Consider the following 15,192-nt stretch of genomic DNA (forward strand, 5'->3'; position numbering starts at 1 on the left):
CCCGTCAGCGCATGGCCGCACCCAGCGTCTGGAGTGCCTGGTCGAATGCCTGCAGGAAGCGGTTGGTCGTGGCCCGGTCGCGCACGGCCAGCCGCAGCCACTCGGGGCCGAGCCCGGGAAACGTATCTCCCCGGCGCGCCGCGAACCCCAGCAACCGCAACCGCTCCCGCACCTCGGCGGCCCGTTCCAGCCGCACCAGGACGAACGGCCCCTCGGCCGGCTCCGCCACCCGCACCTCGGTGAACTCCATGAGCCCCGCCACCAGATGGGCCCGGTCCACCGCGATCCGCTCCGCGGCGGCAGCCGCCTCGGCCAGGGCCCGCGGTTCCATGCACGCCTCGGCCGCCGTCAGAGCCGGGGACGACACCGGCCACAGCGGCTGGGTCTCCTCCAGCGCGCGGACGGTCCCCTGGTCGGCCAGCACATAACCGATCCGCAGCCCCGCGAGCCCCCAGGTCTTGGTGAGGCTCCGCAGCACGACCAGCCCCGGCACGTCCGTACGCCCGCACAGTGTTTCGCGCTCGCCCGGCACCGCGTCCATGAACGCCTCGTCGACCACCAGCGTCCGGCCGGGACGCGCCAGTTGCTCCAGCACCGCCGCCGGATGCAGCACGGACGTGGGGTTGGTCGGATTGCCGACCACCACCAGATCCGCGTCCTCGGGCACCGCCGAGGGGTCCAGCCGGAACCCGTCCTCGGCCCGCAGCAGCACCCGCCCCACCTGGTGCCCGGCCGCGCGCAGCGCCGCCTCCGGCTCGGTGAACTGCGGATGGACCACGACCGGACGGCAGACCGGCAGCGCCCGTGCGATCAGCACGAACGCCTCCGCCGCACCCGCCGTCAGCAGCACCCGCTCCACCGGCAGCCCGTGCCGCTCCGCGACCGCCGCCCGCGCCGGACGGCCGTCCGGGTAGGCGGCGAGCGAGCCCAGTGACGCGGATATCCGCTCCCTCAGCCAGGCCGGGGGAGTACCGGCCCGTACGTTGACGGCGAGATCGGTCAGATCCCGGTCCCGTCCCCGTACTTCCGCGTCACCGTGGTGCCGCAGATCGTGCGTGCCCGCGCCGGTCGCGTCGGGACTTTCCGTGGGAGTGTGCATGGCCGCCGTGGGGTGGTGGTGATGGCCGTCGTCGTCGGGGCGGGAGGCCGACTGCTGCGGCAGCCCCACATTGTCCTCGAAGTCCGGCAGAACGACTATGCGCCCGGCACCCGGTTTCACGCAACGGTCGGGACCGGACGGCACGTCCGGCGCCGGGAGCGCGACGGCCGCCGCCCGCCCGCGCGGATCGCGGCGCGCCACCGCACAGGTCGCCATCGGAGCCCGCCCCTGCGGGGCCGACTTCCGCTTCGGTACGAGGAGCTCACCCCCCGCCGCGAGCGCTGCGGCCTCCGCGACCGACGGCGTTCCGACAGCGGCGAGCGGTGCGCCGGACGGACCGGGCACCTCGATACGGGCCAGCTCCCCGGCCGGGTACGTACGCAGCGGTACGCCGAGCGCGGCGGCGGCGGCGACGATTCCCGGTTCGTCCGCCTTGGCGTCCACGGTCACCAGCTCCGCGATGCCCAGCGGCGAGAGCCCGGCCTCGCGCAGGGCGTCCCGGACCAGCCCGAGGATCTCGTCGACCGGTGCGCCCCTGGACGCGCCGACCCCGACGGCGAGCGAAGCGGGGCGCAACACGGCGGCTGCGTCGACGGCTTCGGACATGGAGCAGGGTCCTTTCGGAATGCGGGGAGAGGGAGGAGCGACGCCGGGCGGGCGGCAGGGCGCGCTGAGATGCGCGCACCGGGGTCAATCGGCTAGCAAGAGCGCATGGCGGTGTTCGTCGCGCTCGGCGCGTTCCTGATGACCCTGGCAGGCGGCTGGGTCGCCCAGCGCGTCACCGACCGCCGCCACCTCGTGCTCGGCTTCGCCGGCGGGCTGATGCTCGGAGTGGTCGGCCTGGACCTGCTGCCGGAGGCGATCGAAGCCGCGGGCGGACCCGTCTTCGGGGTCCCGGCCGCCCTGCTGCTGTTCGTGGGCGGCTTCCTCCTCGCCCACCTCGTGGAGCGGCTGCTCGCCGTACGCCAGGCGGCACACGGCGCGGGCGAGGAGCGGGTGCCGCAGGTCGGGCTCACGGCAGCGGCGGCGATGGTCGGCCACAGCCTGATGGACGGCGTCGCACTCGGCGCGGCGTTCCAGGTGGGCGCCGGCATGGGGGCCGCCGTGGCCCTCGCCGTCATCACGCACGACTTCGCCGACGGCTTCAACACCTACACGATCACCAGCCTGTACGGGAACGCCCGCCGCAAGGCCGTGCTCATGCTGTTCGCGGACGCCCTGGCGCCGCTCGTGGGCGCCGCGACGACCCTGCTGTTCACCCTTCCGGCGGAACTCCTCGGCTGCTATCTCGGCTTCTTCAGCGGCGCACTGCTCTACCTCGCCGCCGCCGAGATCCTTCCCGAGGCACACCACGAACACCCGGCCCGCTCCACGCTGCTGTGCACCGTGGCCGGGGTGGGCTTCATCTGGCTCGTGGTGGGCATCGCGGACTGAGCACCGCGCCGGTGCCGGGCCGGCCGGCCCGACGCCGAAGCCGGCACCGACGCCGGTCGCCCTGCTCGCAGCGCGGCCGCGGTTCATCTCCCGCACCGCTCGACGAACCGGCGGGCCATGCCGGGCTCCGAGGCCCAGTGCGTATGCAGATAGCTGGCGTGCACGCCGCCCTGCACGAACCCCTCGACCCGCCGCTCCGGCTGGTGCATGCCCCACGCCGGAGCGGCCCCGGCACCCGGCTCCAGCACGGTCCGGTGGAACTCGTGCCCGCGCACCCGTGTGCCGGGCGCCGCCAGCACACTGTCGGAGACCGCCACGGCCTGCCGGTAGCCGAGCGTCAGCCGCTTCGACATCCGCGCCTCGGCATCGAGGACCCCGCACATCGGCAGCCCGTCGAGCGAACGCGCCAGATACAGCAGCCCCGCACACTCGGCGGAGACCGGAGCCCCCGACTCCGCCAGCTCGACGACGGCCTTGCGCAGCGCCGTGTTGGCCGACAGCTCGGAGGCGTACACCTCCGGGAAACCCCCGCCTATGACCAGCCCATGCGTGCCCCGGGGCAACGCCTCGTCCCGCAAGGGATCGAACGGCACGACTTCGGCCCCGGCGGCGGTGAGCAGCTCGGCGTGCTCGGCGTAGGAGAAGGTGAACGCGGCGCCGGAGGCCACGGCCACGACCGGGCCCCGGCCACCAACGGGGGCGGGCAGCGGAACAGGCCCGCCGCAGGCGCCGATCGCCTCTGTCGCGTCCCACACCTCACTCGGCAACGCGGGCGCGGACCGGGCCAACGCCATCAGCGCGTCCAGATCGCACCCCGCCACCACCTGCTCCCGCATCGCCTCGACCGCGCCCACCGCGTCGCCGCGCCGCTCGGCCACCGGCACCAGCCCCAGATGCCGCGACGGCACAGCCACCTGCTCGGCCCGCCGCAACACCCCCAGCACCGGCAGACCGGACTCGTCGAGGGCGTCCCGCAACAGCGCCTCGTGCCGCTGGGAGGCGACCTTGTTCAGAATCACCCCGCCGATCCGCACCTGCGGATCCCACGAGGCGAAGCCGTGCACCAGCGCGGCCACGGAACGCGACTGCGACGACGCGTCGACGACCAGCACCACGGGCGCCCGCAGCAGCTTCGCGACCTGGGCGGTCGACGCCAGTTCGCCCTGCCCCGCAGCCCCGTCGTACAGCCCCATCACGCCCTCGACCACCGCCAGGTCGCACCCCCGCGCCCCGTGCGCGAACAGCGGGGCGACCAGATCGGGGCCGCACATGTACGCGTCGAGGTTCCGCCCCGGCCGGCCCGTGGCCAGCGTGTGATAGCCGGGGTCGATGTAGTCGGGCCCGACCTTGTGCGGGGACACGGCGAGGCCCCGCCCCGCGAAGGCCGCCATCAGCCCCGTGGCGACGGTGGTCTTGCCGCTGCCCGACGAGGGCGCGGCGATCACCAGACGAGGAACGTTCACCGCCGGTCCCTCACCATTCGATGCCCCGCTGACCCTTCTGACCGGCGTCCATCGGGTGCTTGACCTTCGACATCTCGGTCACCAGGTCGGCGGCGTCCAGCAGCTTCTGCGGTGCGTTGCGCCCGGTGATGACCACGTGCTGCGTCCCGGGACGGTCGCGCAGCACGTCGATCACCTCGTCGGTGTCGACCCATCCCCAGTGCATCGGGTACGCGAACTCGTCGAGGACGTACAGCCGGTACGTCTCGGCGGCCAGGTCGCGCTTGACCTGCTCCCAGCCCTCGCGCGCCGCCTCCTCGTTGTTCAGCTGGTCGTCGCGCTGCACCCACGACCAGCCCTCGCCCATCTTGTTCCAGACGACGGACCCGCCCTCGCCGCTCGCGCCGAGGACCTTCAGCGCGTTCTCCTCGCCGACCTTCCACTTCGCCGACTTGACGAACTGGAAGACGCCGATGGGCCACCCCTGATTCCAGGCGCGCAGCGCGAGCCCGAAGGCCGCCGTCGACTTCCCCTTGCCGATGCCGGTGTGCACCATCAGCAGCGGACGATTGCGGCGCTGACGGGTGGTGAGCCCGTCGTCGGGCACGGTGGTCGGCTGTCCCTGTGGCATTACGCGGCCCTCCTGTTGGTTTCCTGAACGTCCTTGACGAGCCCGGCGATCGAGTCGGCCCGCAGCTCGTCGAGCGTGACGGCACTGCCCCCGAGATCGTGCGCGAGGCTTCCCGCGAGGCCGAGCCGTACCGGCCCCGACTCGCAGTCCACGACGACGGACGCGATGCCCTCCGCCTCGTGCAGCCGTGCCGCCCGGGTCGCCAGCGCCACCGGATCGGGCCCCCCGGTCGCCCGCCCGTCGGTCACCACGACCAGCAGCGGCCGACGCGACGGATCACGCAACCGCTCCACCCGCAGCACCTCATGGGCCTTCAGCAGCCCGGCCGCGACGGGGGTGCGCCCACCGGTCGGCAGCAGTTCCAGCCGCGCCGCCGCGGCGTCCACCGAGGACGTCGGCGGCAGCGCCACCTCGGCGTCCTTGCCCCGGAAGGTGATCAGCCCGACCTTGTCCCGCCGCTGGTACGCGTCCAGCAGCAGCGAGAGGACCGCGCCCTTCACGGCGGCCATCCGCTGGCGGGCCGCCATCGACCCGGAGGCGTCCACCACGAAGAGCACGAGATTCCCCTCGCGCCCCTCCCGGGCCGCCTGCCGCAGATCGTCCCGCCGGACCACCAGCCCGCGCCCGGACCGCCCCCGCGCCCGCTGATGCGGGGCGGCGGCCTGCACGGTCGCCGCCAGATGCAGCTTGGTCAGGGCGCCCTGCGGACGCCGCGCACCAGTCGTACGCCCGTGCTCGGTGCGCGCCCGGGACCGCCGCCCCGCCGCACCCTCGCCCAGACCGGGAACGCTCAGCATCTTCGTGCGGAACGGCTCGCCGGCGCGTACCGGTTGCTGCTCACCGCCCCCGGAGGACTGCCCCCGACCCTGCTCGGGCACGGACGGCGCGGGCGTGTCGCCCGCCTCGCCCTCGGGCTGCGGCGGCGTGTCGGGGCCGTCGCCCCGCGGGGGCCGGCCGCCGCCACCGGGGCCGTCCGGGTCGGGGTCCTCGTCCTCGCCGCGGTTCTGCTCCAGCGTGTCGTCGAGCTTGTCCTCGTCGAGCCCCGGCGCGTCGAACGGATTGCGCCGACGCCGGTGGGGGAGCGCGAGCAGGGCCGCCTGCCGCACGTCTTCGGCGAGCACATCCGTACGTCCCGCCCAGGCGGCCAGTGCGGTGGCCGTCCGCGCCATCACGATGTCCGCGCGCATCCCGTCGACCTCGAAGGCCGCGCAGGTGGCCGCGATCTGCCGCAACGCCGCGTCCCCGAGCCGCACTTCGGGCAGCAGCGCACGCGCGGCGACGATCCGCGCCCGCAGCGCGTCCTCCTCGTCGGCCCAGCCGGCTGCGAAAGCCGCAGGGTCGTCGTCGTACGCGAGGCGCCGCCGCACGACCTCGACCCGCTGATCCGTCTCCCGGGACGCGGCGACCTCGACGGTCAGCCCGAAGCGGTCGAGCAGTTGCGGCCGCAGTTCGCCCTCCTCGGGGTTCATCGTCCCGACGAGCAGGAAGCGCGCCGCGTGCCGTACCGAGACGCCTTCGCGCTCGACGTACGAGGCACCCATGGCGGCCGCGTCCAGCAACAGGTCCACGAGGTGGTCGTGGAGCAGGTTGACCTCGTCGACGTAGAGAATCCCGCGATGCGCGTCGGCGAGCAGGCCCGGCTCGAACGCCTTCACGCCCTCCGCGAGCGCCCGCTCGATGTCGAGCGCCCCGACGAGCCGGTCCTCGGACGCGCCGACGGGCAGCTCCACCATCCGGGCGTCCCGCGACACACCGGTCCCCGCCTCATGGGGACCGTCGGGACACGCCGGGTCCGGCGACGCGGGGTCGCAGGAGAAACGGCACCCGGACACGACGTTCACCCCCGGCAGCAGCGCCGAGAGCGCGCGCACGGCGGTGCTCTTCGCGGTGCCCTTCTCTCCCCGTACGAGCACGCCACCGATGTTCGGTGCGACGGAGTTGAGCAGCAGGGCGAGTTGCAGGTCCTGCTGCCCGACGACGGCGGTGAACGGGAAATGCGTGCTCACGAGGCGATCCTTCCTGCGGGTGAATGGGCATGAACAAGGCGGCCTCGGCCGGCGCCCGGGGTCATCGGTGGCCTCCCGGGGCCGCGGGGGCCGCGGGGGCTCCCGGGGCGATGAAGGGGAGCCCCGGCGGCGCACCCGACTCTATGAGCCGGAGCAACGCGTCGGTGTCCGCGTGCTCTTCGACGAGATCGCCGAGGCGGTCGAGCTGCTCCTCGCGCAGCGCCGCGAACCCGGTGTCGGGAGCGGGGACGAAGCGCCGGCCGGCGGCCCGCGCGACCTCGGTCAGGAAACGGCGGCGGAATTCGTCGCTCTCCAGCGAACCGTGCCAGTGGGTGCCCCACACGGCGCCGACCCGGCAACCGTCGAGGAACGCCTCTCCGCCGCGTACGTCCGCCACGCCGTGGTGGATCTCGTACCCCTCGACGGGCGCGCCGAGCGCCTCGCCGACGGGCCGGGCCAGGGTCTTCTCGCGGTCGAAGCGGATGCGTACGGGGAGGAGGCCGAGGCCCTCGACCAGCCCGGCCCGCGACTCGACCTCGTCCTCGATGTGCTCGCCGAGGAGCTGGAAGCCGCCGCAGATGCCGAGGACCGGCCGGCCCTCGGCCGCGCGCCGCGCCAGCGCGTCGGCGAGGCCGCGCTCGCGCAGCCAGGCCAGCGCCTTCACGGTGCCGCGGGTGCCCGGCACGACGACGAGGTCGGCGTCGGACAGCTCCTCGGCGCGGTCCACGAACCTGACGACGACGCCGGGCTCGGCGGCCAGCGCGTCCACATCGGTGAAGTTCGACATCAGGGGCACCGCGCACACCGCGACGCGCAGCACGTCCTCGCCGTGCGGCGGCGCGACGACCGATTCGCGCACGGCTCCGCGCAACGAGACCCGCAGACCGTCCTCCTCGTCGATGCCGAGACCGTGGGCGAAGGGCAGCACTCCGTACGTCGGCCGCCCGGTGATGTCCCGCAGCATCTCCAGGCCCGGCTCCAGCAGCGACACGTCGCCGCGGAACTTGTTGACGAGATAGCCGGCGATCAGCGACTGGTCCTCGGCGGCGAGCAGCGCCGTCGTACCGAAGAAGGAGGCGAAGACGCCGCCGCGGTCGATGTCGCCGACGACCACCACCGGGAAGCGCGCCGCCCGTGCGATGCCCATGTTCACGATGTCCGTGCGCCGCAGATTGATCTCGGCCGGGCTGCCCGCCCCCTCGCAGATCACCGCGTCGTACGTGCCCCGGAGCTGCTCCAGGCAGTCCATGACCGTGGAGAGGAGCGCTTCCTGCCTGCCCCCGTGGTAGCCGCGCGCGCTCATCTCGCCGACCGGCTTCCCCATCAGGACGACCTGGCTGGAGCGGTCGCTGCCGGGCTTGAGCAGGACCGGGTTCATCAGCGCGGTCGGCTCGACGCGGGCGGCCTGGGCCTGCATGGCCTGGGCGCGCCCGATCTCGGCACCCTCGCGGGTGACGAACGAGTTCAGCGACATGTTCTGCGCCTTGAAGGGCGCCACCTTCACGCCCCGGCGCACGAGCCAGCGGCAGATGCCTGCCGTCACGACGCTCTTGCCCGCGTCGGAAGTGGTTCCGGCGACCAGCAGTCCGCCGCTCATGTGCTTCTCCGTCCTGCGATGCGAGGCGCTGCCGTCCGGCGCCCCGCGATCCGTCGTGCGGCGAGGGCCGCGCCGATCCGTCCCGCCACGCACACGCCGAGGGCCAGCGCGCCCACCCGGCGCGACAGCCGTACCGCGGCCTCGATGTCCTCGGCCTCCACGGCCCGGCCCGTCTCCCCGTTGAGCACGGGGCGGTGCTCGACCCGGCCGCCGTACGCGAGGGTTCCGCCGAGGCGTACGCCGAGCGCACCCGCGAACGAGGCCTCCACCGGGCCCGCGTTGGGGCTCGGGTGCTTGGCGGCATCGGCCCGCCAGGCGCGGACCGCTCCGTCCGGCCGCCCCCCGGCGGCCACGGCGAGCAGGGCCGTGAGCCGGGCGCCGGGCCAGCCCGCGAGGTCGTCGAGGCGGGCCGAGGCCCAGCCGTAGCGATGGTGGCGGGGCGACTTGTGACCGACCATCGCGTCGAGGGTGTTGGCGGCCCGGAAGCCGGCCAGCCCGGGGACCCCGGCCAGCGCGCCCCACACCAGGGCGCCGACCACGGCGTCCGAGGTGTTCTCCGCCACGGACTCCACCACGGCGCGGGCGATCTGCGGCCCGTCCAGGGACTGCGGGTCGCGCCCGCACAGATGCGGCAGCCGCTCGCGGGCCAGGTCGAGGTCACCGGCCGCCAGGGCGTCGCCGATGGCCCGCGCCTCGCGCCCCAGGGACGTACCGCCGACGACGGACCAGGTGACGGCCGCGGTCAGCGCCACGGAGGCGGCGGGGCTGCGGCGTACGGCGCGGGTGATCAGCGCGGCACCACCTGCAGCGCCTCCGGCGCAGACGAGGGTGTGCAGCGCGCCCCACCCGCGGTGGTCGCGCCACAGACGGCGTTCGACGCCCGCCGCGGCCCGCCCGAAGGCGGCGACCGGGTGTCCCCTGCGGGGGTCACCGAGCAGCAGATCGCCGATCAGACCGGCCGTGGCGCCGTACGCGAAGATGCGGTCGGCTCGCACGGCTCAACCGGCCGTCGTGCCTCGGAGGACCTTCGTACAGGCGGCTCTCGTCGAGAGCGCCGGAACAGCGGACGCAGGGCGGCCAGGCATGGCGATATGTCCTCACTCAGGGTCCGCGCCCTGGTTCGACGTGACCGGCGACGAGAGTCTCCTGGCTCCCGGATCCGCGGTTCCCCCGGCCTTCCAGCCCGCTCGCGCGTGCCGTGACTTCCGGTGTGGGGGACCGCTCCCCGGTGACAGTGGCGGGACCGCGCCGGATTCGCACCGGCTTCCTCTGCTGTCGCCGTAATTGGCTCCGGCAGTCCACCACGCTGTGCGAACGCCCGTCAACCTGCCGTTGACCTGCGACGGCGCAGTGTGCTGAGACCCACATCGGGCCGGACACCTGTGGTGTCCGGCCCGATCCGAGGTCACCCGACAGGCTCTCAGGCGACGATCAGATAGATGCCGTACGCGACGGCCGCCGCGCACAGCGTGAAGCAGACGTACGCGCCGGCGCGGGCCAGCAGCAGCGAGCCGCCGGAGCCGCCCTGTGTCGCCGGTTCCGGCTGCTTGGAGAGGCCGACGATGCCCAGGGTGAAGAGGCCCACCAGCGCGACGGTGACAACGAGGGAGACGCCGAATACGGAGCCGAGGGCTGCCCAGTCGATGTTCATGCTGAATCCTTAGACGGCCGGGTCAGACGGTGGCGGGTCGCGCCGGGTCCTGGGTGGCTCCGGCCGGGGCCGGAATGGTGGTCATGAGGTTCTGGGCCGTCGCCTGGGCCGCGGTGGGCGGCGGGCTGACGGCGGCGATGGCCGTGGTGACGACACCCGCGGGCTCGATGCCGACGTCCGCCGGCGCGACGTCGTCGTGGCCGACCGGCTTGCGGCGCGACACCAGCCAGATCGCGCCGGAGCCCGCGACCAGCAGCACCGCGACGACCACGACACCCCAGGTGCCCTGCTTGGTGAGGAGTTCCGCGCCCGCGCCGACCAGACCCGCGGCCGGCAGGGTCAGACCCCAGGCGACGAACATCCGGGTGGCGGTGGACCAGCGGACCACACCGCCCTGGCGGCCGAGGCCCGCGCCCATCACGGCGCCGGAGCAGGACTGGGTGGTGGAGAGGGAGAAACCGAGGTGCGAGGAGGCCAGGATGACGGTGGCCGCGCTGGTCTGGGCGGCGAAGCCCTGCGGCGGCCTGAGGTCGGTGAGGCCGCTGCCCATGGTGCGGATGATGCGCCAGCCGCCCAGGTAGGTGCCGAGCGCGATGGCCGTACCGGCGCAGACGATGACCCAGACCGGCGGGTTGGCGCCCGGGTGCAGGACGCCGCCGGTGACCAGGGCCAGGGTGATGATGCCCATGGTCTTCTGCGCGTCGTTGGTGCCGTGGGCGAGGGAGACCAGTCCGGCCGAGGCGATCTGGCCCGCGCGGTAACCCTTGGCGGTGGCCTTCTCCTGGGCGTCGTTGCGGACCTTCCCGCTGATCCGGTACGTCAGCCTGGTGGCCAGCAGCGCGGCCAGACCGGCGACGATCGGGGCGGCGAGGGCAGGCAGCAGCACCTTGGTGACGACGGTGCCGCCGTTGACGGACGACCAGCCCGCCGACATCACGGCCGCGCCGATCAGACCGCCGAACAGGGCGTGCGAGGAGCTGGACGGCAGTCCGACCAGCCAGGTCAGCAGATTCCACAGAATGGCGCCGACGAGTGCCGCGAAGATGACTTCTGTTCGCAGCCCGTCCTCGTTGATGATCCCGCCGGAGATCGTCTTGGCGACCTCCACAGACAGGAACGCGCCGACGAGATTGAGAACGGCGGACATGGCCACCGCTGTCTTCGGTCTGAGTGCACCGGTCGAGATGGTCGTCGCCATCGCGTTCGCGGTGTCGTGGAAACCGTTCGTGAAATCGAACACTAGAGCTGTCACGATCACAATCGCGAGTAGCAGCGTGATGTGTTCCATTTACCCAGGCAATCGTTCGACGTCATTGGCATGTGGACCGTAGGCAACCTGGGTGAACGGAAGATGAACTAGGCAGGGCGTTGGGGTGTTCCAAACCGGAGCGGGAGCATTCCGCTTGTGTCCGGGCGAGGCGTGGCCCGGCTTTCCGGCGGGGGCGCCCTGTGGCCGATCGCATACCCGTTCGCCTCCGGGGCTGCCAGGATCGGCGTATGAGCGAGCAGCAGCGGGACGCGATCGGACGCGCCTGGGACGGTGTCGTCACCACCGCCCGGCGGACGGCGGCCGAGGGCCTCGTCGTCGGGACCTCGGGAAACGTGTCGGCACGGGTCGGCGACACCATCCTGGTCACGCCGAGCGGAGTGCCGTACGACCGGCTGGGCCCCGAGGACGCCGTCGGCGTCGATCCGGAAGGCAACCGCGTACTCGGCGAACTGGCCCCGACCAGCGAACTGCCGCTCCACCTCGCCGTCTACCGGAACACCGACGCGGCTGCCGTCGTGCACACCCACGCGGTGCACGCCACGGCCGTCTCCACACTGGTCCCCGAGGTCCCGTCGATCCACTACGCCGCCGCCGTGCTGGGCGGCCCCGTCCGCGTCGCGGCCTACGCGCGCTACGGCACCGCGGAACTGGCCGAGAACATGCTCGCCGCCCTGCGGGGCCGTACGGGCTGTCTGCTCCAGAACCACGGAACCGTCACCTACGGAGCCACCCTGGACGAGGCGTACGACCGGACCGCCCAGCTGGAATGGCTCTGCCGGCTCTGGCTCACCGCGAGCTCCGTCCCCGGACACACCCCGAACCTGCTCTCGCCGGAGCAGCTGCGCGATGTGCAGGAGGCGCTCAAGGGGTACGGACAGCCGGGCTGACCCGGCCGGCCCGCCGGACAGCCCCCGTCCGCTGGCAGGGTCCCGCACCCCCCACGACACTGGAGCAGTGCGCCCGGCAACAGTTACGGCAGCAGCCGTCACCACGATCCTCGGCGTCGGTGCGGCAGCGGTCGCGGCCGGCCGGTTCGCCAGCGACGCCGCCCTCAGGGCGCCCTCCGGACGACCGCTCCCCGCCGACCGCAGACTCACCGTGCACGCCACGGCGGCCGGGCAGGTGACCCTGACCCGCTCCTTCACCGCCCTGCGGCCCGGCATGTACGGACTGGTGAGCAAGGACGTCCATGCCGTGGTCGGCCCGGTGATCGAGCACGCCCACCACGCCCCCGACACCGTCGTCCGCAGACTGGAACGCGTCGACCGCGGCAGCCTGGAGACCGGCGCCAAGGTCCGCGTCACCCCGCAGCTGCACAGCGGCGACCCGTTCTCGGCGCTCGGCCTCCACCACCGGGAGGTCGAGATCCCCGGCGAACTCGGCGCCCTGCCCGCCTGGTTCCTGCCCGGCCCCCGTGACACCTGGGTCATCACGGTGCACGGCCTCGGCACCACCAGGGAACACCCCATGAACGTCATGAGGTTCCTGCACGACCTGCGCCTGCCCGTGCTCGACCTGGCCTACCGCGGCGACGCCGGAGCCCCGCGTTCCCCCGACGGTCTCGCCCATCTCGGCGAATCCGAATGGCGCGACCTGGACGCCGCGATCCGCTTCGCCGTGCGGTACGGAGCCGAGAAGGTCGTCCTGCACGGCTGGTCCACCGGGGCCTCGATGGCCCTGCACGCGGCCGTCAACTCCGCGCTGCGCGACCGGATCTGCGGTCTCGTCCTCGACTCCCCGGTGCTGGACTGGGTCGCCACGCTGCGCGCCCTGGCCGTCGCTCGGGGCGTCCCGGCCGCCCTGCTGCCGCTCGCCGTCCGCGCCGCCGAGGGGCAGACCGGACTGCACGGCGCCCGGCTGCTGGACGGCTCCCTCGCACCGGCCCTGCATGCCCCGACCCTGATCTTCCACGGCCCCGACGACAGGCTCGCCCCCTGGCAGCCGTCCCGCGATCTCGCCGCCCGCCGTCCGGACCTGATCGCTCTGCACGCCGTGCCGCAGGCTCCGCATGCGGCGATGTGGAATGCCGACCCGGCCCACTACGAAGAGACCCTGCGCCGCTTCCTGACGCCCCTGATGTGACCTGATGAGGGGGATCGGCCGTTTGGTCCCGGGCCCCGTCCACCGGCCCCTCCACCGGGAATTCGGGTTCCGTTTGGGCTTTCGGGCCGTCAGGAGCAAGACTGCTCCCCGTGACGTCCCGTAACCCGCGCGACTCCAGGCTGCGACTTGTCCGCCCGCGACCCCTTGCCACCGCTCGCAAGGCCGTGACCACCCGGCGCACCAGGCCGGCCCCCCGCCCTCCGGAGGGCACCCCGCCCCGGTCGGAACTGGCCCGGCAGGCCAGGACGGCCCTCGCCGACGCCGTACGGATCGCCCACTGGGCAGCCGACGGCGCGATCCCCGGCGCACCACCGCTCGCCGCCCAGGCGCTCCAACGGGCCGCGACAGCTCTGGAATTGTCCCCGGCCCAGGTGCGCTCCGGCTGGGACCGGGCCAGGCTCGCCGGCCTCGTCGAACTGCACGGCGACACCGCGCGCCCCGGGTGGCGGCTGCGCGCCTGGGACCGCGACGACTCCGCCGTGCTCCGCGGCTGGGTGGCGCTCTTCGACGCCTGGTCGCTCGTCCACCCGGCGCCCGCGGACATCGAGTCCACCGCGGTCGCCGAGGCCGTCGAGGCCGTGCCGCAGGTCCTCTCCCTCCTCCAGCTCTCGGCGGGCCCGGTCACCGTGCCCGCCCTGCTGGACCTGCTCGGCCAGCGCGTCGCGGAACTCCGCGAGGAGCGTTGCGAGGTGCCCTACGGACCCCAGTCGCTGCCGGTCCCGGCCGAATCCGCTCCCGCCGCGCACCCGGCCGCCCTGGTGGCGCTGCTGCTGGACTGGGCCCTGGAGGGGCTGGCCGCCGTCGGCGCGCTCACCCTCGGCGCCGGACACGCCACCCTCACCCCGCTCGGCAACTGGGCGGTCTGGGTCAAGCTGGAACAGATCTGCGTCGCGGCCCAGAGCCCGGCCGGGAACATCGAGCAGTCCGCCGCCGACATGCTGCTCGGCTGCGCCCGGCTCACCCCCGGCCCGGCCCGCGACGAATACCGGGCCTGGCTGGCCGCCCGCCCGGTCGGCAGCGCCGTCGCCGAACTCCTCGCCGTCGCCCGCGGAGAGGACGCGCTCCTGCGGGGGCTCGCCTTCGAGGCGCTCCGGGTCGTCGGCGCCCCCGCCGAGCCCGAGGTGCGCTCCGTCGTCGCCGACCCCTCGCTGCGCCCCTACGCGCTGCTCTGGCTGGCCGAGTACGACGGAGCCGACCCCGAGGACGCCCAGGACGTCCTCAGCCGGGAGGAGGCCACCTGGCTCTGGGTCGACACCGCGGCGGCCGTCGCCGACCACGGCGAGACCGGGCTGCTGGTCCGCCATCTCGACTCGGCCGTCCAGGGCACGGTGCCGGCCCTGCTGGACGAGGTACGGGCCGTCGGCCACCCGCGCACCGTGCAGGTGCTGGTGGCCCTGGCCGCCGCGCACCCGGACCCGGCGCTGGCCAAGGCGGTGCGCCGGGCCGCGTTCCAGGTGCACACCGGCGGCGTCTGATACCCCGCGCCGGACGGGCCGTCCCGGCCCGTCCGGCCGTCAGTCCGCCGACCCCGGCGCGTACGTACCGAAGCTCCACACATTGCCCTCGGCGTCCCGCGCCATGTAGTCACGCGAGCCGTAGTCCTGATCGGTGGGCGGCATCAGGATCTCCACCCCGTGCTCCACGGCTCTGGCATGGTGCGCGTCGACCTCGTCGACCACGACATAGACGCCGGCGGGACCCGCTCCCTGCATCGCCTTGGCGAAGACGCCCTCGCGGCCCTTGGAGCCCAGCATCACCCTGCCGTTGCCGCAGGACAGCTCGGCATGGAGCACCTGGCCGCCCTCGCCCTCGTACACCGCTTCCTCGGTGAAGCCGAGGCCCTCCGTCAGTGTCCTGATCGCGGCCTTCGCGTCGTCGTACAGAATCGTCGGATAGATCGTCGGAACGCCGGCCTGTGCGCCTGCCATGGCGCTCACCTCTCCTCGTACTCCCGTGACC

The 15,192-nt window shown here is 73.7% G+C and carries 13 protein-coding genes and 1 riboswitch; of the genes, 4 read left to right on the forward strand and 9 right to left on the reverse strand.

Annotated elements, in window-relative coordinates:
* Positions 1-4: 4 nt before the first annotated feature.
* Positions 5-1,705 carry an Rv2231c family pyridoxal phosphate-dependent protein CobC gene (cobC, locus tag ACFVX4_RS16995; protein WP_389977382.1) on the reverse strand — a complete coding sequence of 567 codons (1,701 nt, stop codon included), beginning with the start codon at positions 1,703-1,705 and terminating at the stop codon, positions 5-7.
* A gap of 105 nt (positions 1,706-1,810) precedes the next feature.
* Here cobC and ACFVX4_RS17000 point away from each other — a divergent pair, with 105 nt between their 5' ends.
* Positions 1,811-2,533, forward strand: a complete 723-nt coding sequence (locus ACFVX4_RS17000) for a ZIP family metal transporter (protein WP_389977385.1) — start codon at positions 1,811-1,813, stop codon at positions 2,531-2,533.
* Positions 2,534-2,616: 83 nt separating this feature from the next.
* Here ACFVX4_RS17000 and ACFVX4_RS17005 read toward each other — a convergent pair whose 3' ends face one another.
* The 7 genes from ACFVX4_RS17005 to ACFVX4_RS17035 all read right to left on the reverse strand — a co-directional run bounded on the left by ACFVX4_RS17005 (position 2,617) and on the right by ACFVX4_RS17035 (position 11,148).
* Positions 2,617-3,996: a cobyrinate a,c-diamide synthase gene (locus tag ACFVX4_RS17005; RefSeq protein WP_389977388.1), complete on the reverse strand. Its 1,380-nt coding sequence runs from the start codon at positions 3,994-3,996 to the stop codon at positions 2,617-2,619.
* A 10-nt stretch (positions 3,997-4,006) separates the two neighbouring features.
* Positions 4,007-4,606: a cob(I)yrinic acid a,c-diamide adenosyltransferase gene (gene cobO, locus ACFVX4_RS17010; RefSeq protein WP_389977390.1), complete on the reverse strand. Its 600-nt coding sequence runs from the start codon at positions 4,604-4,606 to the stop codon at positions 4,007-4,009.
* Complete coding sequence (locus ACFVX4_RS17015) at positions 4,606-6,612, reverse strand: putative cobaltochelatase (RefSeq protein ID WP_389977393.1); 2,007 nt, start codon at positions 6,610-6,612, stop codon at positions 4,606-4,608. The genes cobO and ACFVX4_RS17015 overlap by 1 nt, the downstream gene beginning before the upstream one ends.
* 61 nt (positions 6,613-6,673) lie before the next feature.
* Positions 6,674-8,209: a cobyric acid synthase gene (locus tag ACFVX4_RS17020; RefSeq protein WP_389977395.1), complete on the reverse strand. Its 1,536-nt coding sequence runs from the start codon at positions 8,207-8,209 to the stop codon at positions 6,674-6,676.
* A complete protein-coding gene (locus tag ACFVX4_RS17025) occupies positions 8,206-9,204 on the reverse strand; it encodes a cobalamin biosynthesis protein (protein ID WP_389977398.1) in 999 nt (332 codons plus the stop codon). The genes ACFVX4_RS17020 and ACFVX4_RS17025 overlap by 4 nt, the downstream gene beginning before the upstream one ends.
* Positions 9,205-9,348: 144 nt before the next feature.
* Positions 9,349-9,480: riboswitch (cobalamin riboswitch) on the reverse strand.
* Between the two features lie 149 nt (positions 9,481-9,629).
* A complete protein-coding gene (locus tag ACFVX4_RS17030; protein ID WP_389977401.1) occupies positions 9,630-9,860 on the reverse strand; it encodes a hypothetical protein in 231 nt (76 codons plus the stop codon).
* A 22-nt stretch (positions 9,861-9,882) separates the two neighbouring features.
* Entirely contained in the window at positions 9,883-11,148 is a 1,266-nt protein-coding gene (locus tag ACFVX4_RS17035; protein WP_389977404.1) for an anion permease, read from the reverse strand.
* Positions 11,149-11,357: 209 nt separating this feature from the next.
* Here ACFVX4_RS17035 and ACFVX4_RS17040 point away from each other — a divergent pair, with 209 nt between their 5' ends.
* From ACFVX4_RS17040 to ACFVX4_RS17050, 3 genes are all read left to right on the forward strand, one after another.
* Positions 11,358-12,017, forward strand: a complete 660-nt coding sequence (locus ACFVX4_RS17040; RefSeq protein WP_266421092.1) for a class II aldolase/adducin family protein — start codon at positions 11,358-11,360, stop codon at positions 12,015-12,017.
* Positions 12,018-12,084: 67 nt separating this feature from the next.
* A complete protein-coding gene (locus ACFVX4_RS17045) occupies positions 12,085-13,212 on the forward strand; it encodes an alpha/beta hydrolase (protein WP_389977407.1) in 1,128 nt (375 codons plus the stop codon).
* A gap of 185 nt (positions 13,213-13,397) precedes the next feature.
* Positions 13,398-14,708: a hypothetical protein gene (locus tag ACFVX4_RS17050; protein ID WP_389977590.1), complete on the forward strand. Its 1,311-nt coding sequence runs from the start codon at positions 13,398-13,400 to the stop codon at positions 14,706-14,708.
* Positions 14,709-14,747: 39 nt separating this feature from the next.
* Here ACFVX4_RS17050 and ACFVX4_RS17055 read toward each other — a convergent pair whose 3' ends face one another.
* On the reverse strand, positions 14,748-15,161 hold the full coding sequence (locus tag ACFVX4_RS17055) for a VOC family protein (RefSeq protein WP_385331694.1): 414 nt from the start codon (positions 15,159-15,161) through the stop codon (positions 14,748-14,750).
* Between the last annotated feature and the right edge of the window lie 31 nt (positions 15,162-15,192).

The sequence above is a fragment of the Streptomyces sp. NPDC058240 genome (genome assembly GCF_042882135.1).
Lineage (GTDB): Bacteria > Actinomycetota > Actinomycetes > Streptomycetales > Streptomycetaceae > Streptomyces.